At 61.3% G+C, this 18,277-nt stretch carries 10 protein-coding genes; 3 read left to right on the forward strand and 7 right to left on the reverse strand.

Translation table 11 applies throughout. The features are described 5' to 3' along the window. Positions 1-4: 4 nt before the first annotated feature. The gene (locus AC07VO_RS02725) at positions 5-2,002 is read right to left on the reverse strand and encodes an alpha-1,4-glucan--maltose-1-phosphate maltosyltransferase (protein ID WP_064618169.1); all 1,998 of its coding nucleotides are present in this window, start codon (positions 2,000-2,002) and stop codon (positions 5-7) included. A gap of 278 nt (positions 2,003-2,280) precedes the next feature. On the opposite strand from AC07VO_RS02725, the gene AC07VO_RS02730 reads away from it, so the two are divergent. The 3 genes from AC07VO_RS02730 (at position 2,281) to mapR (ending at position 5,725) form a co-directional block, all read left to right on the forward strand. Further along, complete coding sequence (locus AC07VO_RS02730; RefSeq protein WP_018926132.1) at positions 2,281-2,514, forward strand: DUF3203 family protein; 234 nt, start codon at positions 2,281-2,283, stop codon at positions 2,512-2,514. A gap of 195 nt (positions 2,515-2,709) precedes the next feature. Beyond that, a complete protein-coding gene (gene ccoG, locus AC07VO_RS02735) occupies positions 2,710-4,140 on the forward strand; it encodes a cytochrome c oxidase accessory protein CcoG (RefSeq protein ID WP_192350676.1) in 1,431 nt (476 codons plus the stop codon). Positions 4,141-4,315: 175 nt separating this feature from the next. Then, positions 4,316-5,725 (forward strand): GntR family transcriptional regulator MpaR, encoded by a 1,410-nt coding sequence (mapR, locus tag AC07VO_RS02740; RefSeq protein ID WP_192350678.1) that lies wholly within the window; start codon positions 4,316-4,318, stop codon positions 5,723-5,725. Positions 5,726-5,800: 75 nt separating this feature from the next. Here mapR and AC07VO_RS02745 read toward each other — a convergent pair whose 3' ends face one another. The 6 genes from AC07VO_RS02745 to AC07VO_RS02770 form a co-directional block, all read right to left on the reverse strand. Continuing rightward, positions 5,801-6,547: an SDR family oxidoreductase gene (locus tag AC07VO_RS02745; RefSeq protein ID WP_018926135.1), complete on the reverse strand. Its 747-nt coding sequence runs from the start codon at positions 6,545-6,547 to the stop codon at positions 5,801-5,803. A gap of 247 nt (positions 6,548-6,794) precedes the next feature. Beyond that, positions 6,795-8,876: a putative bifunctional diguanylate cyclase/phosphodiesterase gene (locus tag AC07VO_RS02750; RefSeq protein WP_192350680.1), complete on the reverse strand. Its 2,082-nt coding sequence runs from the start codon at positions 8,874-8,876 to the stop codon at positions 6,795-6,797. A 259-nt stretch (positions 8,877-9,135) separates the two neighbouring features. Next, positions 9,136-10,617 (reverse strand): efflux transporter outer membrane subunit, encoded by a 1,482-nt coding sequence (locus AC07VO_RS02755; protein WP_192350682.1) that lies wholly within the window; start codon positions 10,615-10,617, stop codon positions 9,136-9,138. Then, the gene (locus tag AC07VO_RS02760) at positions 10,614-13,721 is read right to left on the reverse strand and encodes an efflux RND transporter permease subunit (protein ID WP_192350684.1); all 3,108 of its coding nucleotides are present in this window, start codon (positions 13,719-13,721) and stop codon (positions 10,614-10,616) included. Before AC07VO_RS02760 ends, AC07VO_RS02755 begins: the two co-directional genes overlap by 4 nt. After that, the gene (locus tag AC07VO_RS02765; protein WP_192350686.1) at positions 13,718-16,822 is read right to left on the reverse strand and encodes an MdtB/MuxB family multidrug efflux RND transporter permease subunit; all 3,105 of its coding nucleotides are present in this window, start codon (positions 16,820-16,822) and stop codon (positions 13,718-13,720) included. Before AC07VO_RS02765 ends, AC07VO_RS02760 begins: the two co-directional genes overlap by 4 nt. Then, positions 16,819-18,135, reverse strand: coding sequence for an MdtA/MuxA family multidrug efflux RND transporter periplasmic adaptor subunit (locus AC07VO_RS02770; protein ID WP_019020895.1), 1,317 nt, complete (start codon positions 18,133-18,135; stop codon positions 16,819-16,821). The genes AC07VO_RS02765 and AC07VO_RS02770 overlap by 4 nt, the downstream gene beginning before the upstream one ends. Positions 18,136-18,277: the final 142 nt, after the last annotated feature.

Here is an 18,277-nt window from a genome sequence, read left to right on the forward strand (position 1 = left end):
ACAGTCAAGAAGCGGTGATCCGCCAAATCCCGAACGGCAGATGCCACGGTTCGATCCGCATGAACTGGTACTTGCCGTGCCAGGTCCAGCGGTGACCGTTCATCAAGTCTTCGCCTTGGGTGCTGGCATCGTCGGGCAGGCCCATTTCCCACAGCGGCAATTCAAAATTCGCTTCCTGGGCGTTATTCGGATCGAGGCTGACGGCCACCAGAATGAAATTGCTGCCATCCTCACTGCGCTTGCCGAAATACAGAATGTTGTCGTTCCAGGCGTTGTAGACCTTCAGGCCCAGATGCGTGTGCAGCGCCGGGTTCTGCCGGCGGATGCGGTTGAGCTGGGCGATTTCGGCAATGATGTTGCCCGGCGCGTTGAAGTCCCGCGGGCGGATCTCGTACTTCTCGGAATTGAGGTACTCCTCCTTGCCCGGCACCGGCGCCGCTTCACACAGCTCGAAGCCCGAATACATGCCCCATAACCCGGAACCCATGGTCGCAAGCGCCGCGCGAATCAGAAAACCCGGGCGCCCGGAGTCATGCAGGAATGCCGGGTTGATGTCCGGCGTATTGACGAAAAAATTCGGCCGGTAGCATTCACGCCATGGCGACTCGTTGAGTTCGGTGAAATAAGTCGCCAGTTCGGTCTTGGTGTTGCGCCAGGTGAAATAGGTGTAGCTCTGGGAGTAACCGACCTTGCCCAGGCGCGCCATCATCGCCGGCGTGGTAAAGGCTTCCGCCAGAAAAATCACCTCGGGGTACAGCGCCCGCACATCGGCGATCAACCACTGCCAGAACGGCAACGGTTTGGTGTGGGGGTTATCAACGCGAAACAGCTTCACGCCCTCTTCGACCCAGCCCACCACGATGTCGCGCAATTCAACCCACAGGCTGGGAATCGCATCCACGGCATAGAAATCGACGTTGACGATGTCCTGATATTTCTTCGGCGGGTTCTCGGCGTATTTGATCGTGCCGTCCGGGCGCCAGTTGAACCAGCCCGGATGCTCTTTGAGCCAAGGGTGATCCTGGGAACACTGAATCGCAAAGTCGAGGGCCACTTCCAGCCCATGTTCGGCGGCCGCCGCGACGAGCCGGCGAAAGTCTTCGCGGCTGCCCAGTTCCGAGTGAATCGCCTCATGCCCGCCTTCTTCGCTGCCGATGGCGTAAGGACTGCCCGGGTCGTCGGGGCCGGCGGTCAACGAGTTGTTCGGGCCTTTGCGATAGCTGCGGCCGATCGGGTGGATCGGCGTGAAGTACAGCACGTCGAAGCCCATGTCCTGAATCATCGCCAGCCGCGTATGCACGTCATTAAAGGTGCCATGACGGGCCGGATCATCCGTGATCGAGCGTGGGAACAATTCATACCAACTGGCGAACTGCGCCAACTCCCGCTCCACGTCCACCGGAAATTCAGGACTCAGACTCACGAAGGGACGATGATCGGCCTGGGCCATCAAATCCGCGCTGCGTTGGTGCAGAAACAAGGCAACCTGCTCGGTTTCGAGCAGACCGGACAACTCATGGTGCAACGCCGCCAGCTGCTCGCTGAGGAGGCCTTCACTGCGTTCCGCTGCCTGCTTGACGTGCAGGCGCCCTTCCTGCAATTCCAGGCTGACCGACATGCAGGCCCCGTGCTTCTTTTTCAGCTCATAACAAAAACTGGCGTACTGATCGATCCAGGCTTCGATACAGAACGCATAGCGGCCCTGCTTCTTGACACGGAACTGGCCCTGCCAGCCGTTATTGCCCAACTCGGCCATCACCTCGCTCTGCCAGGTGTCGTCGCCTTCGGCACGCCAACGGATGCGCACGGCCAGTTTGTCATGACCGTCGGCAAACACTTTGCTGGTCACCACCACGTCCTGATCGACCACGGCTTTAACGGCAAATTGCCCGCCGTCGAGGGTCGGCATGGTGTTTTCGATCACGATACGCGGCAGCAGCAACGCCTGGGACAGCGGTATATGCGGGTTGTAGCTCAGTTCTGTGGGTTTTTCAGCGGTCATCGAGCATCTCTCCTTACGCCCCAAGGACGCTCTTGTGCCTGGTCATCACTCACACGAAGCGATCTGCCCCAAGATGAACTCAAGGGTATGAACACACATAAGTTCCGAGCCACAGGCGCCGGCAAAGTTCAGAGGGATTTGCCAGGTCCTTCGAGGAATCAATCCCCCGGGCACGGGTCAACCAACTTAAGCACGACTCACGCCATCTATCGGTTGCACAGAACAATCACCGGCAAATGCGCCCTAACACTTAATGAATCCGCAAAAAGGCCTCCTCCATGACCGTGCGCATCGACAACCAGACCTGCTTCTTCATCACCGAAAACGGCGAAGAAATTCGCCTTTGCCCTGATATCACCATAATCACTGACGAGGAAAAATCCATGTCGGCAGTAGAACTCGACGGCCAGCGCTTCTACATCACCGAAGCAGAAGCCGACGCATTGACCGTAGCAGGCGCCGTGGACGGTCGCCGGCATTTGAAGGCCACGAACAGTGATTCGGTGATTTGACTGACCGGCATCAACACACCCCACCAGCGCCTGACATAGGTACTCGCAGCCCGCCCTTGCGGGTGCATCAAGTTGTCGCAGGCGGGTGTGGGCAGCCCATCTGATCCGCTTTTTATTGCGTTAGCTGAGTCTGTTATGCAAACAGATCGCTGGTCATAGTGCTCAGGCCTGATGGAGGCTGATGAGCGAAAGACCATGAGCGATAGAATCCCCGTCCGAACCGTTGAACCTGCCTCGTTTATAAAAAACAATGAGCCTTCGCGTCCAAAGATGAAGGCCAAGTCCAGTGACAACCTGATCCACACCCGCAGCTTCACCGGCCTGTTCCGCACTCTGCGCATGAGCGGCGCGGGGTTTCTGTTTCTACTGTTCTTCGGCACGGTGTGGCTGAACTGGGGCGGCCGCCAGGCGGTGCTCTGGGACCTGTCCGAAAGCAAATTCCACATCTTCGGCGCGACCTTCTGGCCGCAGGACTTCATCCTGCTGTCGGCGCTGCTGATCATCGCCGCCTTCGGTCTGTTTGCGATCACCGTGTTCGCAGGCCGGGTCTGGTGCGGTTACACCTGCCCGCAGAGCTCCTGGACCTGGATCTTCATGTGGTGCGAGAAGATCACCGAAGGCGAGCGCAACCAGCGGATCAAGCTGCAAGCCGCGCCCTGGGGCCTGAACAAACTGCTCCGTCGCTCGGCCAAACACACCTTGTGGCTGGCGATCAGCCTGCTCACCGGCCTGACCTTTGTCGGCTACTTCACACCGATCCGGCCCCTGGCCGAAGAGCTGCTGACTTTGCAAATCGGCGGTGTCAGCCTGTTCTGGGTGCTGTTTTTCACCGGTGCCACTTACATCAACGCCGGCTGGCTACGTGAAGCCGTGTGCATGCACATGTGTCCATACGCAAGGTTCCAGAGCGTGATGTTCGACAAGGACACCCTGACCATTTCCTACGACGTGGCTCGCGGCGAAAACCGTGGCCCGCGCAAACGTGAAGTGAAACCCGCCGAGGTCGGACTGGGCGATTGCATCGACTGTCAGGTGTGCGTCCAGGTTTGCCCGACCGGCATCGACATCCGCGATGGCTTGCAGATGGAATGCATCGGTTGCGCCGCGTGCATCGACGCCTGCGATTCGATCATGGACAAAATGGGCTACGCCCGAGGGCTGATCAGCTACACCTCGGAACATCAATTGCAGGGTGGCAAGACCCACCTGCTGCGCCCGCGCCTGATCGGTTACACCGCGGTGCTGCTGGTGATGATCGGCGCGTTCGCCCTGGCCTTGGTGGAGCGGCCGATGGTGTCGCTGGACGTGAGCAAGGACCGTGGCCTGTTCCGCGAGAACAGTGAAGGTCAGATCGAAAACATCTACAGCCTGAAGGTCATCAACAAGACCCAGCAACGTCAGGAGTACCGTCTGACACTGGTCGACGACGACGGCTTCCAGTTGCAAGGCAAGACCGAACTGAGCCTGGCCCCCGGTGAAATCGTCGATGTACCGGTGTCGGTGGCGATGACCACGGAACGGCCGAGCAGCAGCTCGCAGACAATCAGCTTCAAGATTGTCGACAGCGATGAGCCAGACATCTATAGCGTGGCCAAGAGCCGGTTTGTTGCACCGATGAACCGCTGAGCCTTTAAGATGCAATCCTTTGTCCTGTGGCGAGGGGGCTTGCCCCCGTTCGGCTGCGAAGCAGTCGCAAAACCAGACAACTCGGTATGTCTGAAAAATGTAGGGGGCCGCTTCGCGACCCAACGGGGGCAAGCCCCCTCGCCACAAAATGCACAACTCACTAACCGGGCACTCGATGAAACGCTACGAAAAATTCGCCGACGATATCGCTGAACTGATCCGCTCCGGCGTACTTGGCCCCGGCCATCGGGTGCCGTCGGTGCGCTACGCCAGCCAGACCTACGGCGTCAGCCCGTCCACAGTGTTCCAGGCCTATTACCTGCTCGAACGTCGCGGCCTGATCCGCGCGCGACCGCGTTCCGGCTACTTCGTCAATGCGCATGCACCAAGCCCGTTCTCGGAGCCGGTGATCAGCAGCCAGGTCAACGAGTCCACCGAAGTCGACGTCAGCGAACTGGTGTTCTCAGTGCTGGACTCGATCAAGGACCCCACCACCGTGCCCTTCGGGTCGGCCTTCCCCAGCCCCATGCTGTTCCCGCTGCAGCGCTTGTCCCGCTCGCTGGCCAGTGCTTCCCGGGAGATGGACCCGCGCATGGTGGTCACCGACATGTCGCCGGGCAACCCGCAACTGCGTCGGCAAATCGCCCTGCGCTACATGGTCGGCGGGCTGATGCTGCCGATGGAGGAACTGCTGATCACCAACGGTGCGCTGGAAGCGCTGAACCTGTGCCTGCAAGCCGTCACCGAGCCTGGCGATCTGGTGGCCATCGAAGCCCCGGCCTTTTACGCCAGCCTGCAAGTGCTGGAACGGCTGAAGCTCAAAGCCGTGGAAATCCCCGTCCACCCGCGAGACGGCATCGACCTCGGCGTACTCGCCCAGACCCTGGAACGGCACCCGATCAAGGCGTGCTGGTGCATGACCAGTTTCCAGAACCCCATGGGCGCGACCATGCCCGAGGCGAAGAAACAGGAACTGGTGGAGTTGTTGCGCAGCCATCAGGTGCCGCTGATCGAGGATGACGTTTACGCCGAGCTCTATTACGGCCAACAGGCGCCGAAACCGGCCAAGGCGTTCGACACCGAAGGGCTGGTGATGCATTGCGGTTCGTTCGCCAAGAGCCTGGCCCCCGGTTACCGCATCGGCTGGGTCGCCGCCGGGCGCTATGCGCAGAAAATCGAACGGCTGAAACTCATGACCTCGCTGTGCGCTTCGATGCCCGCCCAGGCCGCCATCGCCGATTACCTGCAACACGGCGGCTACGACCGGCACCTGCGCAAACTGCGTTACGCCCTGGAAGAACAGCAAAGTGCGATGCTCGCCGCCATCGCCCGCTACTTCCCGGCCCAGACCCGCGTCAGCCAACCGGCCGGCGGTTACTTCCTGTGGCTGGAACTGCCACCGCAGATGGATTCGTTGAAGTTGTTTCAGATGGCATTGGCGCAGGGGATCAGCATTGCACCGGGGCCGATTTTTTCACCGACCCAGCGGTTCAGGAATTGTATTCGGTTGAATTATGGCAGCCCGTGGACCGAGGATTCGGAGAAGGCGATGGAGACGTTGGGGCGGATTGTCAGGTCCTTTTAACAGCAAAAGATCGCGGCGCCCACAGGCGCGTGGGAGCTGCCGAAGGCTGCGATCTTTTGATCTTGCTTCTGATCTTTACCGCCCACCACCAAGATCGACGAAAGTCCCGGTCGCATACGACGCCTTATCCGACAACAACCACACAATCGCCTCCGCCACTTCATCCGGCCGCCCACCGCGGGCCATCGGAATCGCCGACTCAAGTTTGCTGACCCGGTCCGGATCGCCGCTCAATGCATGGAAATCGGTGTAGATGTAACCCGGACGCACCGCATTGACGCGAATCCCCTCGCCCGCCACTTCCTTGGACAGGCCGATGGTGAAGGTGTCCAGCGCCCCCTTGGACGCGGCGTAATCCACGTACTCGTTGGGTGAACCCAAACGCGAGGCGACCGAGGAGACGTTGACGATGCTGCCGCCCTGCCCGCCGTGTTTGGGCGACATGCGCAAAATCGCGTGTTTGGCGCAGAGGATCGGCGCCAGAACGTTGGTCTTGAGGATTTTCAGAATGCGGAATTCCGACATTTCGTCGATCCGCGACTTTTGCCCGACGGTGCCTGCGTTGTTCACCAGCGCGGTGACCCGACCCAGTTCGGTGTCCACCCGATGAAACAGAGCGATCACTTCGTCTTCGATGCTGACGTCGGCACGCACGGCGATGGCTTGGGCACCGCGTGCGCGGACTTGCTCCAGCACACTGAGCGCCGCCTGTTCGTCGGACTGATAATTGATGCAGATCCGATAACCTTGTTCGGCGGCCAACAGGGCCGTGGCGGCGCCGATTCCACGGCTGCCGCCGGTGATGACGATAACTTTGTCCATGCTGGCTTTCCCCCGTTCCTAGCGTAAGCAGTCGGGGCCAAGAATAACCGCCATTGCGCGGTTTTGCATGGACCTGCATCAACCCTGTGATGACAAACCTGTGGCGAGGGAGCTTGCTCCCGTTCGGCTGCGAAGCAGTCGTAAATTCAGGCAACCTGGTAGGTCTGAAGAAATGAGGGGGCCGCTTCGCTGCCCAGCGGGAGCAAGCTCCCTCGCCACAGGTATTCACCATCAGTTCAGGGGTCCGTCAGCCGGTAGCCGATTGCTCCCCGCGGTGTATGTCGACCATGAAGCGATCGGCCGGTAGCGGGTGCCCGAGCAGGTAGCCCTGCAACGAGTCGCAGCCCAGCTGGGTCAGGAAGTCTTGCTGGACACCGGTTTCCACCCCTTCGGCGACGATCCGCAGGCCCAGCGCCTGGCCAAGGGCGACGATGGCCGAGACAATGGCCGCGTCGTCGCTGTCGTGCTCCAGATCGCGGACGAAACCCCGGTCGATCTTCAGTTCATTGGCCGGCAGGCGCTTGAGGTACATCAAGCTCGAATAGCCGGTACCGAAGTCATCGATGGACAGATCGACGCCCATTTCCGACAGCTCCTGCAACACCGTCATGCTCGCATCGGCGTCGCTCATGGCGGTGGTTTCGGTGATTTCCAGGGTCAGGCTGTTGGCCGGCAGATGATGGGTGGCCAGGGCCTTGGCAACGCTCTGCACCAGCCCCGCGTGGCAGAATTGCAAGGCCGAGAGGTTCACCGCGATACGCCAATCGGTGTAACCGAGCACGTACCACTCGCGCATCTGCCGGCAGGCCTCGTTGAGCACCCACTCGCCAATCGGAATGATCAGCCCGGTCTTCTCCGCAAGGTCAATGAACGTGTCCGGCTGCAGCAGGCCCAGGGTCGGATGCTCCCAGCGCAGCAACGCCTCGGCGCCCACTGGCCGGCCATGACCGGCGTCGAATTTGGGCTGGTAATAAAGCTTGAACTGTTGCTGATCGACGGCACTGCGCAAGTCCTGGAGCAATTGCAGCTGTTTGCGCGCGTTGCTGTTCATCGAGGCGTCGAAGAAGCGATGACCGTTTTTCCCGGCGCCTTTGGCGTGGTACATCGCGGCATCGGCGTTCATCAGCAACTCATCGGCCGTCTGACCGTTGCCTGGATAGAGCGCGATGCCGACACTGGCGGAAATCTGCAAGTCATGTTCGGCGACCCGGAACGAGCGCGCAATCAACCCGACCTGACGCTCCGCCAGGCTCAGCGCATCGTTCGGCTCGTTCAGGCGCACCAGCAACACGAACTCGTCGCCGCCGATCCGCGCCAGGGTGTCCTGGCTACGCAGGTCTTCGCGCAGGCGCAGTGCAACTTCACGCAACAGCTGGTCGCCCATGTGATGGCCGAACGCATCGTTGACCGGTTTGAAGCCGTCCAGATCAATGAACATCAACGCAAAACAGCTGCCCTGCTCCTGCACTTTCGATATGGCCTGATCGATACGGTCGGCCAGCAACATGCGGTTGGGCAAACCGGTCAGGGTGTCGTGCAAGGCCAGTTGAGTGAGTTCACGGTTGGCCACGGTCAGCGAGTGGGCGAGGTCCGCGGTGCGAGCCTCCAGGCGGGCATCGAGGATCGACGTCAGCAAGGCGATGCTCAATATCGCCAAGGTGGTGATCAGCACCAGGCTGTCCAGCCCCTTGCCGTTCAAACCACTGACCGCCGCACCACAGAAACTGCCGGCGGCAAAGCGCGCCGCGGCCATGCCGGTGTAGTGCATGCCGACGATGGCAATGCCCATGATGACTGCAGCACCCGCACGGAACAGGCGAACATGCGGCGTGTGCTGGCGCAGGCGGAAAGCGATCCATAACGCCGCGCCCGACGCGCCGACGGCAATCAGCAACGACGCGCCAAACAGAGTCGGGTCGTAATCGATGCCCGGCTGCATGCGCATGGCGGCCATGCCGGTGTAATGCATGGCACTGATACCCGCGCCCATGATCAGCGCGCCGAACGCCAGTTGCCAGGCCGGCAGCCGTGGCTGACTGACCAGCCAAAGGGCAAAGCCGCAAGACAGCACCGCGATCAACAGCGACAGTGCCGTGAGGGTGGTGTCGTAGCCCAGGTCGATCGGCAATGTGAACGCAAGCATGCCGATGAAATGCATCGACCACACGCCGATGCCCATCGCAAAAGCGCCGCCCGCCGTCCATAAATGCACCGCTCGGCCCTTGGCCGTGGCGATGCGTCCGGTGAGGTCAAGCGCGGTATAAGAGGCCAGTATCGCCACGCACAGCGATATGAAAACCAGCGTAAGGGAATAACTACCAATGAGCATGGGATTTCTCGCAACAGCCCCCGCCATACTGTGTTTGTTCTCGGGGAGCAAAGCCGGCGATTGTACTGATTCCGCGGACGAACGCACTCACAAAGTAATCAAAAGGCCATCAAGATGATTGTGGCGAGGGAGCTTGCTCCCGCCGGACGGCGAAGCCGTCCCAAAGATGCTCACGCGTACATTCAGTCAAAACGCATCAATCGGTTTGCGACTGCTTCGCAGCCGAGCGGGAGCAAGCTCCCTCGCCACAGGGATGGGGTTATTGCTTGTCACTCACCTGAAGCTGCCCGTCCCACCCACCGCCCAGCGCGGCAATCAACTGCACGCTGGCAATCAGCCGGCTCTGCAACAGGCTCAGCGCGTTGCGTTCGTTGTTCAACGCCGTAGCCTGAACCACCACCACATCCAGATAGGCAATCAACCCGGCCTTGTACTGATTCCGGGTCAAGCGAAGAGACTCGCGCGCCGCATCCAGAGCTTCCTGGCGCACGACGGCTTCGTCTTCCAGCACCTTGAGCTGCACCAGATAGTTTTCCACTTCGCGGAAACCATCGAGCACGGTCTGGCGGTATTTGGCGACAGTCTCGTCGTAGGCCGCTTCACTGCGATCGACTTCCGCCGAGCGCTGGCCACCGTCGAACAGGGTCATGGCCAGCTGTGGGCCGACCGACCAGAAACGGTTCGGCAGGCTGATCCAGTTGGCGTAAGTGCTACTGCTATAGCCGCCGTTCATGCTCAGGGTCAGGTCCGGGTAGTAGGCCGCCTTCGCCACGCCGATGTTGGCGTTGGCGGCCATCACCGAGCGTTCGGCGGAGGCGATGTCCGGACGGCGTTCCAGCAACTGTGAAGGCAGGCTCAGCGGCACTTGGGGCAACGCCGGGATGTCTTTGGTTTCGGCCAGGCTGAATTCGGCCGGCGGCAGGCCGATCAGCACGGCGATGGCGTTCTCGAACTGCGCGCGCTGCCAGATCAGGTCGACCATCTCCGCCTGGGTGGTTTTGAGCTGAGTGGTGGCCTGGGCCACCGCATCCTTGCCGGAAACTCCGGCGCGGTACTGGTTTTCGGTCATTTTCAGCGAGCGCTGATAGGCCTCGACTGTCGCTTCCAGCAGGCGTTTCTGCTCATCGATCACCCGCAATTGCAGGTAGTTCTGCACCAGCTCCGATTGCTGGCTCAGGCGCATCGCCGCCAGGTCGGCAAAACTCGCCTGGGCGTTGGCCGTGTCGGCTTCCAGGCCTCGACGCAATTTGCCCCAGATATCGGCTTCCCAACTGACCCCGGCCTGTGCCGAGTAAGTGTCACGGATGCCGCTGGACGAACTGCTCAGGCTCGAACTGCTGCTGCCGGTGCCCTGGCTGGAGCGGTTCTTGCTGACGGTCAGGTCCACCGTCGGAAAAAACGCCCCACGGGCACTGCGCACCAAGGCCTGGGCCTGACGGTACTGGGCCTCGGACTGGGCAACGGTCTGATTGGCGCTGTTGAGCTTTTCGATCAGGCCGTTGAGCTGCTGATCGCCATACAGCTCCCACCAGGCACCACGCGCCAACGAATCGCTGGGGTTGGCCTGACGCCAGCCGGCCGCCTCTTTGTACTGCGCAGGTGCGGCGGCTTGCGGGCGCTGGTAATCCGGGCCGATGGCGCAGGCACTGAGCATTGCCACGCACAGCGACAGGCTCAGCAAACGCGAGCCTCGGGCCGTGATCAGCGGTGCAGCCAGGTTGAGAAGCGAACGGTCAGTCATAGCGGAGTTTCCAGAGCAGCATCGGTACGCACCCCACGCCAGCGGTTGAAACGATGGCGCAGTTTGTCGAGATAGAGGTAAACCACCGGGGTGGTGTAAAGGGTCAGCACCTGGCTGAAGACCAGCCCGCCGATGATGGTCAGGCCCAGCGGCTGACGCATTTCCGCCCCTTCGGCGCGGCTCAGCAGCAGCGGCAAGGCACCGAGGATCGCCGCCAGGGTGGTCATCAGAATCGGTCGCAGCCGTTGCAGGCAGGCGCTGCGGATCGATTCCAGCGGCTCCAGGCCTTGGTGCCGTTCCAGTTGCAGCGCCAGGTCGATCATCAGAATGGCGTTTTTCTTCACTACACCAATCAACAGGAACAGCCCCAACAAGGAGATCAGGCTGAACTCACCGCCCAGCACATAGATCGACAGCAGCGCGCCGACCCCGGCCGATGGCAAGGTCGAAAGAATGGTCAGCGGATGAATGTAGCTTTCATACAGCACACCCAGCACCAGATACACCGCGACCAGCGCGCCGAGGATCATCCACGGCTGGCTCTTCTGTGCGGCGGCGAAGGCGTCGGCGGTGCCGGCCATTTTCGCGATCACGTCTTCCGGCAGGCCGAGTTTGGCAATCGCCCGCTCGATGGCCGCCGAGCCCTGCTCCACCGTCACCCCTTCGGCCATGTCGAAGGCGATGCTTTCCGAAGCGAACTGGCCTTCGTGGCTGACCCGATCGTTTTCCAGGCTGCTCTCATAGTGGGCGATGGTCGACAACGGAATTCGCGCGCCGTCGGCAGTGATCACTTTGACCTGGTTCAGGGTGACTGGGTCCTGGGCGTATTTCGGATTGACCTCCATCACCACCTGATACTGGTTGAGGCTGTCGTAGATCGTCGAAATCTGCCGCTGGCTATAGGCGTTGTTCAGCACCGCCGTGACCATGTTCATGTCCACGCCCAGCCGCTTGGCCTGGTCGCGATCGACGATCAGCGTCACTTGCTGGGCGCCACGGCCTTCACGGGCGTCAATCGCCGTCAGCTCAGGCAGGGCCTTGAAGGCGGCAACGACTTTCGGATACCACTCGCGTAACGCACCGAGATCGCCACTTTGCAGGATGTAGGAGTACTGCGAGGTGGTTTGCTCGCGACCGCCGCCGAATTGCAGGTCCTGGTCGGCCATCAGCATCAATTGCGCACCGGGCACCTTGGGCATTTCCTTGCGCAAACGCTCGATGACTTTCTGCGCGGACAGGTTGCGTTCCTTGATCGGCTTGAGCCGCACCAGCATGAACGCGTTATTGGTGCCATTGTTGCCACCGATGAACCCTGCAACGCTTTGCACCGCGTCGTCCTTGAGCACGGCGCGGCGGAAGGTTTCCATCTTCGGCTGCATCACGCTGAACGACAGGCCATTATCGCCACGCACGAAACCGATCAGCTGGCCGGTGTCTTGCTGGGGAAGAAAGGTTTTAGGAACAACAACATACAGCGCAATGTTTACGCCAATCGTCACGAACAGACTGAGCAAGGTCAGTCGGCGATGACGCAGCACCCAGTCGAGGCTGGTGGCGTATTTGCCGACCATCCACTCATTGGCCCGCTGGCTCCAGCGTTGCAAACGGTTTTCCTGCCCCGGCGTATGCGGCTTCAGCCAGCGCGCACAAAGCATTGGCGTCAGCGTCAGCGACACCAGCAGCGACACCACGATGGCCGCCGCCAGGGTGATGGAAAACTCGCGGAACAGGCTTTCGATGATCCCGCCCATGAACAGGATCGACAGGAACACCGCCACCAGCGAGACGTTCATCGACAGCAGCGTGAAGCCGACTTCCTGCGCCCCGAGGTACGCGGCCTTCATCGGCGGTACGCCCTTGTCGATGTGCCGGGAAATGTTCTCCAGCACCACGATGGCATCGTCCACCACCAGCCCGGTGGCCAGAATCAGCGCCATCAGCGACAGGTTGTTCAGGGAGAAGCCGTAGAGGTACATCACCGCAAACGTGCCCACCAGTGACACCGGCACCGCCAGGGTCGGAATCAAAGAGGCGCGAAAGTTACCGAGGAACAGGAACACCACCAGAATCACCAGCGCCACGGCAATCAACAGGGTCATTTCCGCTTCGTGCAGGGTGGCCTTGATCACCGGCGAACGGTCCATCGCCAGGTTCAGCTTGACGCTGGCCGGCAGCACTGCCTGCAATGCCGGCAACTGCGCCTTGATCTCGTTGACCGTCTCGATGATGTTGGCGCCGGCCTGGCGGTTGATCACCAGCAAGACTGCCGCGTCATCGTTGAAGAACCCGCTGTTGTAGCGGTCCTCGACGCTGTCGCTGACCTTGGCCACATCCTTCAGGCGCAAGGCTGCGCCGTCCGCGTAGTGAATGATCAGCGACTCGTAATCCTTGGCCTTTTCCAGCTGATCGTTGGCCTGGACCTGCCACAGCCGCCGGCCGTCTTCGACCGAGCCCTTGGGCCGGCGCACGTTGGCGTTGGCGATGGTGGTGCGCACATCGTCCAGTGCCACGCCGTACTGGTTGAGCGCCTGGGGTTCGAGCTCGATGCGCACCGCCGGCAACGAACTGCCGCCGATCTGCACTTCACCTACGCCCTGCACCTGGGACAGGCTCTGGGACAGAATGGTCGAGGCCAAATCGTAGAGCTGGCCTTTTTCCAACACATCCGAGGTCAGCGACAGCACCATGATCGGCGCTTGCGATGGGTTGACCTTCTTGTAGGTCGGCATGCTGCGCATCCCGCTGGGCAGCAGGTTGCGCGAGGCGTTGATCGCCGCCTGCACTTCCCGCGCCGCGCCGTTGATGTCGCGGTCCAGGTCGAACTGCAGAATCACCCGGGTCGAGCCCTGGCTGGAACGGCTGCTCATGGTGTTGACCCCGGCGATGGTGCCGAAGGAACGCTCCAGCGGCGTGGCCACGGTTGAGGCCATGACCTCCGGGCTCGCACCAGGCAGACTGGCCTGAACCACGATCACCGGAAAATCCATCTGCGGCAGTGGCGATACCGGCAACAGGCCGAAGCTCACGCCGCCCAGCAGCATGATCGCCAGGCTCAGCAACATCGTCGCGACCGGGCGCTTGATGAAAGGTCCGGACAGGTTCATGGCTGCTCTACCGGGTCCACGGACTGGGTCTTACGGCCCCAGCGCCGCCCGAGGCGGTCGAAGTACAAGTAGATAACGGGCGTGGTGAACAGCGTCAGCACCTGACTCACCAGCAAGCCACCGACCATTACCAGACCCAGCGGCTGGCGCAATTCCGCGCCGGAGCCGGTGGCGAGCATCAGCGGCACCGCGCCGAACAACGCCGCCAGGGTGGTCATCAGAATCGGCCGGAAACGCAACAGCGCCGCCTGATAGATCGCAGCCTGCGGGTCCATGCCCTGATTACGTTCAGCCTCGAGGGCGAAGTCGATCATCATGATCGCGTTCTTTTTCACGATACCGATCAGCAAGATGATGCCGATGATCGCGATCATCCCTAGGTCATTACCGCTCAACAGCAACGCCAGCAAGGCGCCGACCGCCGCCGAGGGCAAGGTCGAGAGGATGGTGATCGGGTGAATGTAGCTCTCGTAGAGCACGCCGAGCACGATGTACATGGTCACCACCGCCGCCAGGATCAGCAGCAAGGTGCTAGACAGCGACGCCTGGAACGCTTCGGCCGCGCCCTGGAACTGGGTCTGCACGCCAATCGGCATGCCGATGTCTTTCTGCACCTGATCGATGATCTGCACCGCATGCCCCAACGCCACGCCGGGCGCCAGGTTGAACGACATCATCACCGCCGGGAACTGGCCGATGTGGGTGATCGCCAGCTGCGCCTGACGCTCCTCGACATGCGCCAGGCTGGACAGGCGCACTTGCCCGCCATCGGTGGTCTTGACGTGAATCTGGTTCAGCGCATCGGGGCCGATCTTCTCGCCGGACTGCGATTGCAGCACCACGCGGTACTGGCTGGCCTGGGTGTAAATGGTGGAAATCTGCCGCTGGCCGAAGGCGTCGTAGAGCGCGTCAGTGATGTTCGACACCGATACGCCAACCCGCGACGCCGCATCGCGGTCGATCACCAGATAAACCTGCAAACCCTTGTCCTGCAAATCGCTGGCGACATCGGTCAGTTCCGGCCGTTGCGCCAGGGCTTCGACCAGACGCCCGCTCCACAAGCCAAGCAACTCGGCATCCGGCGACGACATGCTGAACTGGTACTGCGTACGGCTGACCCGATCTTCGATGGTCAGGTCCTGCACCGGCTGCATGAACAGGCGAATGCCGACCAGCTTGTCCAGCTCCGGTTGCAAGCGGGCAATGACTTGGGTGGCGCTCAGGTTGCGGTGGCCGTGGGACTTGAGGTTGATCAGTAACCGGCCGCTGTTGAGCGTCGAGTTATCACCATCGACGCCAATATAGGACGACAGGCTTTCGACCGCAGGGTCAGCCAGAATCACCTTGGCCAATTCCTGCTGGCGCTCGCTCATCGCCGCGAAGGAAATCGACTGTGGCGCCTCGGAAATCCCCTGGATCACCCCGGTGTCCTGCACCGGGAAGAAACCCTTGGGTACCACCATGTACAGGAATACGGTCAATGCCAGCGTGCCGATGGCAACCAGCAAGGTCAGCGGCTGATGCTTGAGCACCCACTGCAACTTGCGCCCGTAGGCGGCGATCATCCAGTCGATGGTCGCGCCACTGGAGCGGTAGAACCAGCCCTGATCTTTTTCCTTGGGCTCACGCTTGAGCAACCGCGCGCACATCATCGGCGTCAGGGTCAGGGACACTACCAGCGAAATCAGGATCGCCACCGCCAACGTGATCGCGAACTCGCGGAACAAACGCCCCACCACGTCGGCCATGAACAGCAACGGAATCAGCACCGCGATCAACGACAGGGTCAGGGAAATCAGGGTGAAGCCGATCTGCTTGGCACCCTTGAGCGCCGCTTGCAGCGGGCTGTCGCCCTCTTCGATGAAGCGGGAAATGTTCTCCAGCATGACGATCGCATCATCCACCACGAAACCGGTGGCGATAGTCAGCGCCATCAGGGTCAGGTTGTTGACCGAAAACCCGGCGAGGTACATCACGCCGAAGGTGCCGATCAACGACAGCGGCACCGCCACCGACGGAATGATCGTGGCACTGGCCCGCCGCAGGAACAGGAACGTGACCATCACCACCAGGGCGATGGCGATCAGCAGTTCGTGTTGCACGTCGGTGACCGAGGCGCGGATGGTCTGGGTGCGATCGGTGAGCACCGTGACGTCGAGGCCGGCCGGCAGGTTGTCGGTGATGCTCGGCAGCAAGGCCTTGATCCGGTCGACCACCTCGATGACGTTGGCGCCGGGCTGACGCTGGATGTTCAGCAGCACGGCCTGGTTTTCATTGGCCCATGCCGCCAGGCGTTCGTTCTCGGCGCCATCGACGATTTGTGCCACGTCCTTGAGCCGCAACGGCGCGCCGTTTTTATAGGCCAGAATCAGGTTGGCGTAGTCCTTGGGCGACGTCAGCTGGTCGTTGGCGTCGAGCATCGACACCCGGGTCGGGCCGTCGAAGTTGCCCTTGGGCTGGTTGACGTTGGAGGCACCGATCAAGGTGCGCACGTCCGACAGGTTCAGGCCGTTGGCCGCCAGGGCCTCGGGGTTGACCTTGATCCGCACCGCCTGACGCTGACCGCCGGCAATAGTGACCATGCCGACGCCGCTGATCTGGGCGATTTTCTGTGCCATACGGGTGTCGACCAAGTCATTGAGCTTGGGCAGCAGCATGGTTTTGGAGGTGATGGCCAGGGTCAGCACCGGGGTATCCGCCGGGTTGACCTTGTTGTACACCGGCGGCGCTGGCAAATCCTTGGGCAGCAAATTGGTCGCGGCGTTGATCGCGGCCTGCACTTGCTGCTCGGCGACGTCCATGTTGATGTCGAGGCTGAACCGCAGGGTCAGCACCGAGGCACCACCGGAACTGGTCGAGGCCATCTGGGTCAGGCCGGGCATCTGGCCGAACTGACGTTCCAGCGGCGCAGTCACGGCGCTGGTCATGACATCCGGGCTGGCGCCGGGATAGAGCGTCATGACGCGGATGGTCGGGTAATCGACCTGAGGCAATGCCGACACCGGCAGCAGCCGATAAGCGATCACCCCGGCCAGAATAATGGCCAGCATGCTCAGGGTCGTGGCGACCGGGCGAAGGATGAACAGCCGCGAGATGTTCATGCGCCGCCCTTTTTCGCCTTGTCGGTGGCCGCCGGCTCGCCTGGGGTCGCCGCCGATTTGCCTTGCAGATGTTCGGTCGGAGTGGTCGGTACATCCTTGCTGTCGTTGACCACCTCCACTTCACTGCCGTCCTTCAGGCGGTCGGTGCCTTCCAGCACCACCCGATCACCGATGGCCAGGCCTTCGGTGATCACGGTGTTTTCCCCGTCACTGGCGCCGACTTTCAACTGGCGGATGGTGACCTTCTTGTCGCCGTCCAGCGCATAGACGAATGTGCCGTTGGTGCCGAACTGGATCGCCGCCGAGGGTGCAAGCACCACATCTTTAAGGGTATCGGCCAGCAGGTGCACGTTGACGAACTGATTGGGGAACAGCGCTTGATCGCGGTTCTCGTAGCGGGCCTTGAATTTCAGGGTGCCGGTGGTGACGTCGATCTGGTTATCGAGGCTCTGCAACACGCCGGTGGCCTGCAATTGGGTGTCGCCGCGGTCCCAGGCTTCGGCGGGCAGCTTGGCGCCGGTGCGATAGCGGGTCAGCACGGTGTCCAGGCTGTTTTCCGGCAAGGTAAAGGCCACGCTGATCGGTTGGGTCTGGGTGATGATCACCAGCGCCGTGGTGTCGTTGGCCGCCACAAGGTTGCCGACGTCCAGCTGCCGCAGACCCACACGCCCGGTGATCGGAGCGCGGATCTTGGTGAATTCCAGATTGAGCTTGGCGTCGTTGACCGCCGCCTGATTGGTCTTGACCGTACCCTGATACTGGGCGACCAGCGCTTCGGCGGTGTCCAGGGTTTGCTTGGCGATACTGTCTTCGCGGTACAGGCCACGATAACGCTCGACGTCGACCTGGGCGTTTTTCAATTGCGCCTGATTCTGCAGCAAGGTGCCTTCGGCCTGGAGCAAGGCATTCTGATAAGGACGTGGATCGATCTCGGCCAGCAGGTCACCCGCCTTGACCATCTGCCCTTCTTCGAAATAGACCTTGACCAGTTCGCCACCGACGCGGCTGCGCACATTGATGGTGTTCAGCGCCGTGACCGTGCCCAGCGCCTTGTAATACAGCGGAAAATCGCCTTTGACCACCGGCGCCACGCGCACCGGAACCGGTCCCGTCGCCCCGCCGAATCCCGGACGCATCCCCCCCGACCGACCGGTATGCCCGGCAACGGCTTTCTGCCCTGCGCCCTCCTTCGGGCTGCTGCCAGCGGGCCAGAATTTCCAGCACAGGCCGACGATGACCAACAGGACAAGCAGGCCGAACAGCCAGCGACGAGGATTGCGGGAAGCGGAGGATTGCATGGAATGATCAACCATTGGGCGCGTGCGCTTTTTTCTACGGGAGGCTGAACGATAAGCACTGGCGGGTATTAAGCAAAGCGCCTTTACCGGCAATTTACCTTTGGCTTACGTAACAGGAAGTTAGGACACAAATGAAAACGGCCTGGACAGGGCCAGG

This window comes from Pseudomonas sp. GW821-FHT03E01 (assembly GCF_059420765.1).